The sequence below is a fragment of the Pseudomonas sp. IT-P395 genome (assembly GCF_949767675.1).
In the GTDB taxonomy this organism is placed as follows: domain Bacteria; phylum Pseudomonadota; class Gammaproteobacteria; order Pseudomonadales; family Pseudomonadaceae; genus Aquipseudomonas.
Genome location: NZ_CATKPW010000022.1, coordinates 351,673 through 363,795, shown reverse-complemented (window position 1 = coordinate 363,795; position 12,123 = coordinate 351,673). Strand labels below are relative to the sequence as shown.

At 59.5% G+C, this 12,123-nt stretch carries 12 protein-coding genes; 7 read left to right on the top strand and 5 right to left on the bottom strand.

Translation table 11 applies throughout. From position 1 onward, the window contains the following. Nucleotides 1-44 precede the first annotated feature (44 nt). Entirely contained in the window at nucleotides 45-1,466 is a 1,422-nt protein-coding gene (locus ACM6IN_RS16905) for a PLP-dependent aminotransferase family protein (protein WP_007920385.1), read from the top strand. A gap of 60 nt (nucleotides 1,467-1,526) precedes the next feature. Beyond that, complete coding sequence (locus ACM6IN_RS16900; RefSeq protein WP_007920383.1) at nucleotides 1,527-3,095, top strand: phospholipase D family protein; 1,569 nt, start codon at nucleotides 1,527-1,529, stop codon at nucleotides 3,093-3,095. A gap of 87 nt (nucleotides 3,096-3,182) precedes the next feature. Here ACM6IN_RS16900 and ACM6IN_RS16895 read toward each other — a convergent pair whose 3' ends face one another. Together ACM6IN_RS16895 and ACM6IN_RS16890 are read right to left on the bottom strand one after the other, a co-directional pair. After that, nucleotides 3,183-4,328, bottom strand: a complete 1,146-nt coding sequence (locus tag ACM6IN_RS16895) for an MFS transporter (protein WP_414916394.1) — start codon at nucleotides 4,326-4,328, stop codon at nucleotides 3,183-3,185. Between the two features lie 192 nt (nucleotides 4,329-4,520). Further along, nucleotides 4,521-6,014: an aldehyde dehydrogenase gene (locus tag ACM6IN_RS16890; protein ID WP_007920380.1), complete on the bottom strand. Its 1,494-nt coding sequence runs from the start codon at nucleotides 6,012-6,014 to the stop codon at nucleotides 4,521-4,523. A 237-nt stretch (nucleotides 6,015-6,251) separates the two neighbouring features. Here ACM6IN_RS16890 and ACM6IN_RS16885 point away from each other — a divergent pair, with 237 nt between their 5' ends. Together ACM6IN_RS16885 and ACM6IN_RS16880 are read left to right on the top strand one after the other, a co-directional pair. After that, nucleotides 6,252-6,614, top strand: coding sequence for a cupin domain-containing protein (locus tag ACM6IN_RS16885; protein WP_007920379.1), 363 nt, complete (start codon nucleotides 6,252-6,254; stop codon nucleotides 6,612-6,614). A gap of 157 nt (nucleotides 6,615-6,771) precedes the next feature. Beyond that, nucleotides 6,772-6,981, top strand: a complete 210-nt coding sequence (locus ACM6IN_RS16880; RefSeq protein ID WP_007920378.1) for a hypothetical protein — start codon at nucleotides 6,772-6,774, stop codon at nucleotides 6,979-6,981. A 76-nt stretch (nucleotides 6,982-7,057) separates the two neighbouring features. Here ACM6IN_RS16880 and rpmG read toward each other — a convergent pair whose 3' ends face one another. Together rpmG and rpmB are read right to left on the bottom strand one after the other, a co-directional pair. After that, nucleotides 7,058-7,213, bottom strand: a complete 156-nt coding sequence (rpmG, locus tag ACM6IN_RS16875) for a 50S ribosomal protein L33 (RefSeq protein WP_003177274.1) — start codon at nucleotides 7,211-7,213, stop codon at nucleotides 7,058-7,060. A gap of 11 nt (nucleotides 7,214-7,224) precedes the next feature. Next, on the bottom strand, nucleotides 7,225-7,458 hold the full coding sequence (gene rpmB / locus ACM6IN_RS16870) for a 50S ribosomal protein L28 (protein WP_007920377.1): 234 nt from the start codon (nucleotides 7,456-7,458) through the stop codon (nucleotides 7,225-7,227). Nucleotides 7,459-7,906: 448 nt separating this feature from the next. Here rpmB and ACM6IN_RS16865 point away from each other — a divergent pair, with 448 nt between their 5' ends. Then, nucleotides 7,907-9,493: an ABC transporter substrate-binding protein gene (locus ACM6IN_RS16865; RefSeq protein WP_414916393.1), complete on the top strand. Its 1,587-nt coding sequence runs from the start codon at nucleotides 7,907-7,909 to the stop codon at nucleotides 9,491-9,493. A gap of 132 nt (nucleotides 9,494-9,625) precedes the next feature. Here ACM6IN_RS16865 and radC read toward each other — a convergent pair whose 3' ends face one another. Beyond that, complete coding sequence (gene radC, locus ACM6IN_RS16860; protein WP_007920367.1) at nucleotides 9,626-10,300, bottom strand: RadC family protein; 675 nt, start codon at nucleotides 10,298-10,300, stop codon at nucleotides 9,626-9,628. A gap of 135 nt (nucleotides 10,301-10,435) precedes the next feature. Here radC and coaBC point away from each other — a divergent pair, with 135 nt between their 5' ends. Both coaBC and dut read left to right on the top strand, forming a co-directional pair. Beyond that, nucleotides 10,436-11,644 (top strand): bifunctional phosphopantothenoylcysteine decarboxylase/phosphopantothenate--cysteine ligase CoaBC, encoded by a 1,209-nt coding sequence (gene coaBC / locus ACM6IN_RS16855; RefSeq protein WP_414916487.1) that lies wholly within the window; start codon nucleotides 10,436-10,438, stop codon nucleotides 11,642-11,644. Nucleotides 11,645-11,649: 5 nt separating this feature from the next. Further along, on the top strand, nucleotides 11,650-12,105 hold the full coding sequence (gene dut, locus ACM6IN_RS16850) for a dUTP diphosphatase (RefSeq protein WP_095113221.1): 456 nt from the start codon (nucleotides 11,650-11,652) through the stop codon (nucleotides 12,103-12,105). Nucleotides 12,106-12,123 lie beyond the last annotated feature (18 nt).

The window sequence follows — 12,123 nt, the reverse complement described above, 5'->3', positions numbered from 1 at the left end:
CGCATCTGTACTGGTTTATCGAATCACCGCACCGAGGCAGAGCCATGACCCTTTATGTAAACCTTGCCGAATTGCTCGGCACGCGCATCGAAAACGGCTTCTATCGACCCGGCGATCGGTTGCCGTCTGTACGTGCCTTGAGCGTCGAACACGGGGTCAGCCTGAGCACGGTGCAACAGGCTTATCGCATGCTGGAAGACAGCGGTCTGGCTACGCCAAAGCCCAAGTCCGGCTACTTTGTGCCGGTTGGCCGCGAACTGCCGGAGCTGCCCGCCGTTGGCCGCCCGGCGCAACGGCCAGTGGAGATTTCGCAATGGGATCAGGTGCTGGAGTTGATTCGCGCAGTGCCGCGCAAGGATGTCGTGCAACTGGGTCGCGGCATGCCCGACATCAGCTCGCCAACGATGAAACCGCTGCTGCGTGGGCTGGCGCGGATCAGCCGCCGCCAGGACATGCCCGGTCTGTATTACGACAACATCCACGGCACCCTCGAATTGCGCGAGCAGATCGCCAGACTGATGCTTGATTCCGGCTGCCAGTTGAGCGCCAGCGACCTGGTCGTCACCACCGGTTGCCATGAAGCGCTGTCCACCAGCATCCACGCGATCTGCGAGCCGGGCGACATTGTCGCGGTGGACTCGCCAAGCTTTCACGGCGCTATGCAGACCCTCAAGGGCCTGGGCATGAAAGCCTTGGAAATCCCCACCGATCCCCTCACCGGCATCAGCCTCGAAGCCCTGGAACTGGCGCTGGAACAATGGCCGATCAAGGTCATCCAGCTCACCCCGAACTGTAACAACCCGCTCGGCTACATCATGCCGGAGTCGCGCAAACGCGCTCTGCTCAACCTCGCGCAGCGCTTCGACGTGGCGATCATCGAAGACGATGTGTATGGCGAACTGGCCTACACCTACCCGCGCCCACGCACGATCAAATCTTTCGACGAAGACGGCCGCGTATTGCTGTGCAGCTCGTTTTCCAAGACCCTGGCGCCAGGGCTGCGTATTGGCTGGGTCGCGCCGGGCCGATACCTCGAACGCGTGCTGCACATGAAATACATCAGCACCGGATCGACCGCACCGCAGCCGCAGATCGCCATCGCCGAATTCCTCAAGGCCGGTCATTTCGAACCGCACTTGCGGCGGATGCGCACGCAATACCAGCGCAGCCGCGACCTGATGATCGACTGGGTGACCCGCTATTTCCCGGCAGGCACCCGCGCCAGTCGGCCGCAAGGCAGCTTCATGTTGTGGGTCGAATTGCCGGAAGGTTTCGACACCTTGAAACTGAATCGTGAGTTGCACGACCAAGGCGTACAGATTGCCGTCGGCAGCATCTTTTCCGCCTCGGGCAAATACCGCAATTGCCTGCGGATGAACTACGCTGCCAAACCGACAGCGCAGATCGAAGAAGCGGTGCGCAAGGTCGGCGAGACCGCTGTCAGATTGCTGGCAGAAGCCGACTGACTTTTTTCCTGAGAACCGCGTCCATATGCCGACCCTAGCCGCCAACCGGAATGACCCTACGTGAGCTTCAGACAGCCCCTTCTCGCTTTGCTGTTACTCGCCTCGTTCCTGAGCGGCTGTGCCAGTCTCGATGTTCCGCGCGAATCCAGTCAGGCGTTGCCGGCTTCCGATTCCAGCTTCGGTCGTTCGATTCAGGCACAAGCGGCGCCCTATCAAGGCCGCTCGGGTTTTCGCCTGCTGTCCAACAGCAGCGAGGCGTTCACCGCGCGCGCCGAACTGATCCGCAATGCCCAGAGCAGTCTGGATCTGCAGTACTACATCGTCCACGACGGCATCAGCACGCGGATGCTGGTGGAGGAACTGCTCAAGGCTGCCGATCGTGGTGTACGTGTGCGCATTCTCCTCGACGACACCACCAGCGATGGCCTCGACCAGATCATCGCGACACTGGCGGCGCATCCGCAGATCCAGATTCGCCTGTTCAATCCACTGCACCTGGGCCGTAGCACCGGCGTCACCCGTGCGGCAGGCCGCTTGTTCAATCTGTCGCTGCAACACCGGCGCATGCACAACAAGCTGTGGCTGGCGGACAACAGCGTGGCCATCGTCGGCGGGCGCAATCTGGGCGACGAGTACTTCGACGCCGAGCCGAACCTGAATTTCACCGACATCGACATGCTCAGTGTCGGGCCGGTCGCCGAGCAACTCGGGCACAGTTTCGACCAGTACTGGAACAGCGCGCTGAGCAAACCGATCGACGAGTTCCTCACCAGCCAACCGACCGCCAAGGATCTGCAGAACACTCGCACCCGCCTGGAAGAATCGCTGGAAGACACCCGTAAACAGAATCACGCGCTGTATCAGCAGCTCATGACGTTCAAGACCGCGCCGCGCATGGATATCTGGCGCAAAGAACTGATCTGGGCGTGGAATCAGGCGTTGTGGGATGCACCGAGCAAGGTGTTGGCCAAGGGTGAGCCGGATCCGCAATTGCTGCTGACCACGCAGCTGGGCCCGGAGCTGCGCGGCGTCAGCAAGGAACTGATCATGATCTCGGCGTACTTTGTGCCGGGCCAGCCGGGGCTGGTGTACCTGACCGGCCGCGCCGACGCAGGGGTTTCCGTGAGCCTGTTGACCAACTCGCTGGAGGCCACCGACGTGCCGGCGGTGCACGGCGGGTATGCGCCGTATCGCAAAGCTCTGCTGGAGCATGGCGTGAAGTTGTATGAACTACGGCGCCAGCCTGGGGATAACTACGGCAGCGGTCCGCATGTGTTTTACAGCAAGTCGTTTCGTGGCTCGGATTCAAGCCTGCACAGCAAAGCGATGATTTTTGATCGGCAGAAGTCGTTTATCGGCTCGTTCAACTTCGACCCGCGCTCGGTGCTGTGGAACACCGAAGTCGGGGTCTTGGTCGACAGCCCCGAGCTGGCCGAACATGTTCGCGAACTGGCCTTGCAAGGCATGGCGCCAGCGTTGAGCTATGAGGCGAAGCTTGAGAACGGGCAGATCGTCTGGGTGACTGAGGACAACGGCCAAATGCATACACTGAGCAAAGAGCCGGGGAGTTGGTGGCGACGATTCAACGCGTGGTTCAGCACCACTGTCGGCCTTGAGCGAATGCTTTAAAAAGCAAAAGATCGCAGCCTTCGGCAGCTCCTACAGAACGAATGCATTGCAACTGTAGGAGCTGTCGAAGGCTGCGATCTTTTGATCTTAGGCAGGCTCGGTTATGGGTCCGAATGCCCCTTGGCGCAAGAGCAGAATCACCAACCCAAACGCCCCAATCGCCATCAACAACGGCAACGCATGCCCATTGATCCACTGGCTGCCCGCCCCGGCCGCGAGCGGCCCGACCAGACATCCCACGCCCCACAGCTGTGCAATATGCGCATTCGCCCGCACCAGTGCATCGTCGCGATAACGCTCGCCAATCAAAATCAACGACAGGGTGAACAACCCGCCGGCACTCGCCCCGAACAATACCCACAGCGGCCAGATGAGCAGCGTATCGAGCAACAGCGGGATCGCCAGACTCGACAGCATCAACACCAGCGCACAACCGGCGAACAACGTGCGCCGCGACAGGTAGTCGGCCAACGCGCCAATCGGCAATTGCAGCAGCGCATCGCCCACCACCACCGTGCTGACCATCGCCAGTGCAATCTCGGCGGAAAAACCCTGCTGCAGGCAATACACCGGCAGCAGCGTCAAGATCATCGCCTCGAACGCGGCGAACAATGAAACCGCCCAAGCAATCGCTGGCAGCTCACGAGCGAATCCCCACAGGTCACGGAACGTTACGCTGCTCGCTTCGCTGCTGGGTGCACCGCTGCGGCCCAGCAGCAACAAGGGCGAAACCAGCAGCAGGCCGACGCCGACCCAGAAACCGTAATCATGCTCGGTACCCAGCGCGCCCAGCAGTAACGGGCCGGAGAGCTGGCTCAACGCATAGCTGCTGCCATACAGCGCCACCAATCGTCCGCGCCAGTTCTCGACCACCAGTTGATTGATCCAGCTCTCGCCGAGGATGAACACGATGGTCAGGATCACGCCGATCATCAGGCGCAATACCAGCCAGATCGGGTAGCTCGGCAACAGCGCCAGCAGGCCGATGGACAGCGCTCCAGCCCACAGACACAGGCGCATCAGGTTGGCCGTACCGAAGCGTGCCGCCAGATGGCTGGAAATTTTCGCGCCCAACAACACGCCAATCGCCGGCATCGCCGCCATCACACCGATGGCGAAAGAGCCGTAACCCCAACCCTCCAGGCGCAACGACACCAACGGCATGCTGACCCCCAGGGCCAGGCCGACACTCAAGACAGACGCCAACACGGCGAAATACGTCGCCCACCGCATGTTCCACGCTCCTGTGGATAATTATTTTTAGAGGCCACATCAAGCAAATGTGGGAGCGAGCCTGCTCGCGAAAGCGGTTTCACAATTCAGCACATGGGCTGACTGATACACCGCTTTCGCGAGCAGGCTCGCTCCCACAGGGATCTGCCTCGTCTGGAGAATCTGCTCTCGCGAACAGACCCTCCTAACGGCTTACAGCTTGATCCACGTCGCTTTCAGCTCAGTGTATTTGTCGAACGCGTGCAGCGACTTGTCGCGGCCGTTGCCCGACTGCTTGAAGCCGCCAAACGGTGCGGTCATGTCGCCGCCGTCGTACTGGTTGACCCACACACTGCCGGCACGCAGAGCCTTGGCGGTCAGGTGTGCCTTGGAGATGTCCTGGGTCCAGACCGCAGCGGCCAAGCCGTAAGGCGTGTCGTTGGCGATCTGGATAGCTTCCTCGGCAGTATCGAAGGCGATAACCGACAGTACCGGCCCGAAAATCTCTTCCTGAGCGATTTTCATCGCGTTGCTCACGCCGTCGAAAATCGTTGGCTCGACGTAGGTGCCACCGGTTTCCTGCAGGATGCGCTTGCCGCCAGCGACCAGTTTGGCGCCATCGCTGTGGCCGGATTCGATGTACGACAGCACGGTATTCATCTGCTGCGTATCCACCAGGGCACCGACATTGGTCGCCGGGTCCAGCGGATTGCCCGGCTTCCAGGCCTTCAGCGCCTCAATCACCATCGGCAGGAATGTGTCCTTGATCGAACGCTCGACCAGCAGACGCGAACCGGCGGTGCAGACTTCACCCTGGTTGAAGGCGATGGCGCTGGCGGCGGATTCAGCGGCGGCTTGCAGATCCGGCGCATCGGCAAAGACGATGTTCGGGCTCTTGCCGCCGGCTTCCAGCCAGACGCGTTTCATGTTCGATTCGCCGGAGTAGATCATCAATTGCTTGGCGATCTTGGTCGAACCGGTAAATACCAGCGTATCGACGTCGTTGTGCAGGGCCAGCGCCTTGCCGACGGTGTGGCCGTAGCCCGGCAGCACGTTGAGCACGCCTTTCGGAATACCGGCTTCAACAGCCAGCGCAGCGATGCGGATGGCGGTCAGCGGGGATTTTTCCGACGGCTTGAGGATCACCGAGTTACCGGTCGACAATGCCGGGCCGAGTTTCCAGCAGGCCATCATCAATGGGAAGTTCCACGGTACGATGGCGCCGACCACCCCCACTGGCTCGCGAGTCACCAGACCCAGTTGATCGTGCGGCGTAGCGGCGACTTCGTCGTAAATCTTGTCGATCGCTTCACCGCTCCAGCTCAGCGCTTGCGCCGCGCCCGGGACGTCGATGTACAGCGAATCACTGATCGGCTTGCCCATGTCGAGGGTTTCGAGCAGGGCCAGTTCCTCGGCATGCTGCTTGAGCAGGCCGGCAAAACGGATCATGGTGGCTTTGCGTTTGGTCGGCGCCAAGCGCGACCAGACGCCGGAATTGAAGGTGGCGCGGGCGTTTTCCACGGCGCGCTGAGCGTCGGCGGCGTCACAGCTGGCAATCTTGCCGAGCAGACGGCCATCGACCGGGCTGATGCACTCGAAGGTCTCGCCGGAGACGGCGTCGGTGTATTCGCCATTGAGGTAGGCGCGGCCTTCAATCTTCAGGTCGCGGGCGCGTTGTTCCCAGTCGGCACGAGTCAGGGTGGTCATTTAAGTGTCCTCCTCTTGTTCAATACGAGCGCCGCGCGATCGTCGCCAGCGTCCTCAAAAATTCTGCCCGGCCAGCCTGCATTTCGGCCCAAGGCACCCGCCACCCTAAACCAGCGGCCGGGGTTGTTTCAATATATTTGACATAAGCCGGCTATACGGCCTTGCGGTGTTCATTTTAATAAACATAGACTTTCGCCCATTCCAACCATCACGTCGTCATTACGGGAGAAAACAACAATGAACATCCAGAACGTCGTCGACATCAGCCTGACCAGCAGCGAAGCCGAACGCTATCGTCCGGACCCGGCGAAAGTGCTCAAGGGTGATCCTGAGCAAGCGGTGTTCCACCAATACGAAAGCCCTTGTGGGCAGATGGGCGTTGGTGTGTGGGAAGGCGCGGTGGGTCAGTGGACAGTGAACTACACCGAGCATGAATACTGCGAGATCTTGCAGGGCGTTTCGGTGCTGCGTGATGGCGATGGCAATGCCAAGACCTTGCGTGTTGGTGACCGGTTTGTGATTCCGGCGGGGTTTCGTGGCACTTGGGAAGTGCTGGAGGCTTGCCGCAAGGTCTATGTGATCTTTGAACAGAAAAGCTGATCCGACACACACGGTGACGAGCAGGGTAAGGCATGTCCAGCAGGTTTGAGTGAAACTTCGGCTGGCCGCTTAGGAATCGAGAAAAGATCAGTCAAACCAGGAGGTTAGTCTGATTCGATGAATAGGGCCTCAACTCAAACCAAAGCAAGGAGGCACAATGTCCAGCCAATGCAATCTCTACAACGCGCAATTTTTCCTCGGCGATGTTGCTACTACTGACAACCTGCTCGCTGTGCGCAACGCAGCCGGAGTAACAAAGCATCGCCTCGAAGTGCCGGATGGCATGTACAACCTGCGCACTGATGCGGACCGCATCAGAGTCCTGGTCAACGAGAAAAACGAGATCATTGAACTGATCTGTGGTTGATCGATCAGGCTTCAAGGCAACAAAAAAGGCCCGTATCGTGAGATACGGGCCTTTTTCGTAAGTCCGGAAAAATCAATTACTTGATTTTGCCTTCCTTGTAGATCACGTGCTTGCGAACAACCGGATCATATTTCTTGATCTCGATTTTGTCCGGGGTAGTACGCTTGTTCTTGTCGGTAGTGTAGAAGTGACCAGTACCGGCGCTCGAGATCAAACGAATCAATTCACGCATGATTAGCTCCCTTAAATCTTGCCATCGCGGCGAAGTTCGGCGAGCACGACAGTGATGCCACGCTTGTCGATGATACGCATGCCTTTGGCAGATACGCGCAGACGCACAAAACGTTTCTCTTCTTCAACCCAGAAGCGGTGATGCTGCAGGTTCGGCAGGAAACGACGACGGGTTTTGTTGTTTGCGTGGGAAATGTTATTCCCAGTCACCGGACCCTTACCGGTAACTTGACATACTCTCGACATGCCTCAGCCCTCTAAAACCACATGCCCAACCCGGCATGGGTTGGCCGCTTAATCTCTCAGTCATTTGGCGCCAGGCGCCGCGTTTCTTTAGAGGTCTTACCGGCTACACCTACAGTGAAGGAACCGGGCCCCTAGAAAAGAGCGCTGCTTTATACCAGAAAGACCCGGGTGCAACAACATTCGGTGTGCAATCAATCCATAAAAAGACGCTTTTTCAGCCTGCGAACGCCTTGGATAAAGGCTGGCATCGATTTTTACCACTCGTCGCAGAAAATCGTCCTCACGGCCGATCCAGACTTTTTACCGCGCGCCGCAGTCTGAAAAACCGCCATCACTGTGCCCCGAAAATGCAAAAAGGGGATAGTCATTTGTAATCCAGACCTCTAGGGTAGGCCTTTTCCAGACTGCACTTGCAGATGGGCCTTCGATCTGTAAAAGGAAACCGACCATGCGCCTCGCTGCCCTACCCCTGTTGCTCGCCCCGCTCCTGCTGAGCCCCCTGGCCCAGGCCGCCGCGCTGAGCGTCTGCACCGAGGCCAGCCCTGAAGGGTTCGATGTGGTGCAATACAACTCGCTGACCACCACCAACGCCTCGGCCGACGTGCTGATGAACCGTCTGGTGGATTTCGACACCGCCAGCGGCAAAGTCGTGCCGAGCCTGGCCGACAGCTGGGAAGTCAGCACCGATGGCCTGACTTACGTGTTCAAGCTGCACCCGCAGGTGAAGTTTCATACGACTGACTACTTCAAGCCAAGCCGTGAACTGACCGCCGAAGACGTCAAATTCAGCTTCGACCGCATGCTCGACCCGGCCAACCCGTGGCACAAGGTCGCCCAGAGCGGCTTCCCGCATGCGCAGTCGATGCAGTTGCCGGCACTGATCAAGAAAATCGACGCACTTGACCCGCTCACCGTGCGCTTCACCCTTGATCACCCGGATTCGACGTTCCTGGCGACTCTGAGCATGGGCTTCGCTTCGATCTACTCCGCCGAATACGCCGACAAGCTGATGAAGGCCGGCGCGACCGACAAGCTCAACAGCCAGCCGATTGGCACCGGCCCGTTCGTCTTCAACCGTTTCCAGAAAGACGCGGCGATCCGCTACAAGGCCAACCCGGATTACTTCGGCGGCAAGCCTGCGGTGGATCCGTTGATCTTCGCCATTACCCCGGACGCCAACGTGCGCCTGCAGAAACTGCGGCGCAATGAATGCCAGATCGCCCTGTCGCCAAAACCGTTGGACGTACAGGCCGCGCTGAAAGAGCCGACACTGAAAGTCGAAAAGACTGACGCGTTCATGACCGCATTCGTCGGCATCAACAGTCAGCATCCGCCACTGGACAAGCCGGAGGTGCGTCAGGCAATCAACCTTGCCTTCGACAAGGCCAACTACATCAAGGCTGTGTTTGAAGACACCGCAGAAGCGGCCAATGGCCCTTATCCGCCGAACACCTGGAGTTACGCGAAGAGTCTGCCGGGTTACCCGCACGATGTCGCTAAAGCCAAGGCACTGATGGCCAAGGCAGGATTGAAGGACGGGTTTCAGACCACCATCTGGACACGCCCGTCAGGCAGCCTGCTAAACCCGAATCCAAGCCTCGGTGCGCAATTGCTGCAATCGGATCTGGCGGAAATCGGCATTCAGGCAGAAATCCGCGTGATCGAATGGGGCGAATTGATTCGTCGCGCGAAGGCCGGCGAGCATGACCTGCTGTTCATGGGCTGGGCCGGTGACAATGGCGACCCGGACAACTTCCTTACGCCGCAGTTTTCCTGCGCCGCGGTCAAATCGGGCACCAATTTCGCGCGGTACTGCAATGCCGATCTGGACAGGTTGATCAGCGCCGGCAAGACCACCAGCGAACAAGGCGTGCGTACCAAGCTGTACGAACAGGCGCAGACGCAGATTCAGCAGCAGGCGTTGTGGCTGCCGCTGGCGCACCCGACGGCCTACGCACTGACACGTAAAGACGTGCAGGGTTACTCGGTAAGCCCGTTCGGCCGGCAGGACTATTCCAAGGTCAACCTCAAATAACCTGCCTTACACATAACCTGTAGGAGTGAGCCTGCTCGCGATAGCAATCTTCCAGCCACCAAACATGTTGACTGAAATGAAGCCATCGCGAGCAGGCTCACTCCTACATGGACTTGCGTTTTGTCCCTAGAACTACATCCAGCCACACTCCGCCATCGACAGCGGCTCACCATCGCCGACGATGAAGTGATCCAGCACTCGCACATCAATCAGCTCCAACGTCTTCTGCAGGCGCTTGGTCAGCAATCGATCAGCCTGACTGGGGTCAGTGTTCCCCGATGGATGGTTGTGGCACAGGATCAACGCCGCCGCGTTATTGGCCAAACATCGCTTCACAACCTCGCGTGGATGCACGCTGGTGTTGTCGATCGAGCCGCGAAAGAGGATCTCGAAATTCAGTACTTGATGTTTGGAGTCGAGAAACAGGCAACCAAACACCTCATGCGGTTCGTGACGCAGCATCGATTTCAGATAATCGCGAACGACCTGAGGGTTTTCCAGGGCTGGTTTCTGCCGTGATTTCTCAGCCAGATGCCGCCTGTTCATTTCCTGAGCAGCTTGCAGTTGCGCAAACTTCGCCGGCCCGAGTCCCAATTGTTTGCTGAAGGCGTGCTGGTCGGCCTCAAGCAGCAAACGCAGGCTGCCGAATTGAGTCAACAGATTGCGCGCCAGGTCCACAGCGCTTATTCCGGGCAATCCGGTGCGCAGAAAAATCGCCAGTAACTCAGCGTCCGAAAGGCTCGCTGCCCCGTGCTCCAATAACCTTTCCCGCGGCCGTTCCGCCGCAGGCCAATCGCGAATACTCATACACATTCCCTGTCTGTGGGCGCCGCTGTTCCGTAGCGGTCGCTGTGATATCTTAGCCCATCTTTTTTGCGGGCGAATTCACCCTGGGGAGGGGGATTCGCCACGTATGTCACCCACGAAATGAAAGGCAGACCTATGCAGCGGCTGTATCGGAAACGCATCGTTCTGGGCGTCGGCGGCGGCATTGCGGCCTACAAGAGCGCCGATCTGGTTCGTCGCCTGATCGATCAGGGCGCTGAAGTGCGCGTGGTGATGACCCATGGCGGCGCCGAGTTCATCACCCCGCTGACCATGCAAGCGCTGTCCGGCCACCCGGTGCACCTCGACTTGCTCGACTCGGCTGCCGAAGCCGCGATGGGCCACATCGAGTTGGCCAAGTGGGCCGATCTGGTGCTGATCGCCCCGGCCACCGCCGACCTGATCGCCCGCCTTGCCCAAGGCATCGCCAATGATTTGCTGACCACTCTGGTGCTCGCTACCGACGCCGTCGTCGCCGTTGCTCCGGCCATGAATCAGGCGATGTGGCGCGACCCGGCGACCCAGGCCAACCTGCAACTCCTGGAAAGCCGTGGCCTGAAGACCTTCGGCCCAGCCTCGGGCAGTCAGGCCTGCGGCGATGTCGGCATGGGCCGCATGATGGAAGCCACCGATCTGGCGCAATGCGCGGCGGACTGCTTCCAGCGTCAGGCTCTGACCGGCAAGCACGTGGTGATTACCGCCGGCCCGACCCAGGAAAACATCGACCCGGTGCGCTACATCACCAACCACAGCTCCGGCAAAATGGGCTTTGCCCTCGCCGAAGCCGCAGTTGAAGCCGGCGCCCGCGTCACCTTGATCAGCGGCCCGGTGCACCTGCCGACCCCGGATCGCGTCACGCGCATCGATGTGGTCAGCGCTCGCGACATGCTCGCGGCCTGCGAATCGGCGATCCCGTGCGACGTATTCATCGCCTCGGCTGCGGTCGCGGACTACCGCCCGGAAGTCGTTGCCCCGCAAAAACTCAAGAAAGATCCTACGAGCGGTGACGGCTTCGTCCTGCAAATGGTGCGTAACCCGGACATCCTGGCCACCATTGCGACCCGTCCCGACCGTCCGTTCAGTGTCGGCTTTGCCGCCGAGACCGAACACCTGCTCGACTACGCTGCACGCAAGCTGAAGGACAAGAATCTCGATTTGATCGTCGCCAACGACGTTGCCAACCCGAGCATCGGTTTCAACAGTGAAGAAAACGCCTGCAGCGTGATTGACCGTGCGCTGCACGCCACGGTTTTCGCCCAGACCAGCAAAAGCAAGATCGCTCGCCAACTGGTCACTTTTATCGCCGAACGTCTGAACCAGGTTTAATTTACATGCACGCTTTGCAAGCCAAGATCCTCGACCCACGCATCGGCAGCGAATTCCCGCTGCCGCAATACGCCACACCAGGCTCCGCTGGCCTCGACCTGCGCGCCATGCTGGAGCAGGACATCGTGATCAAGCCGGGTGAAACCGTGCTGATCCCGACCGGTCTGTCGGTTTACATCGGCGACCCGAACCTCGCCGCGCTGATCCTGCCGCGCTCGGGCATGGGCCATAAGCACGGCATTGTGCTGGGCAACCTCGTCGGCCTGATCGACTCCGATTACCAGGGCCCGTTGATGGTGTCGTGCTGGAACCGTGGCCAGACCGATTTCACCATGACCGTCGGCGAACGCCTGGCGCAATTGGTGCTGGTACCGGTGGTACAGGCGCACTTTGAAATGGTTGAAGAGTTCGTCGAAACCGAACGCGGCACCGGCGGGTTTGGCCACACCGGCACTAAATAACCGGAGTCATCTTCTGTA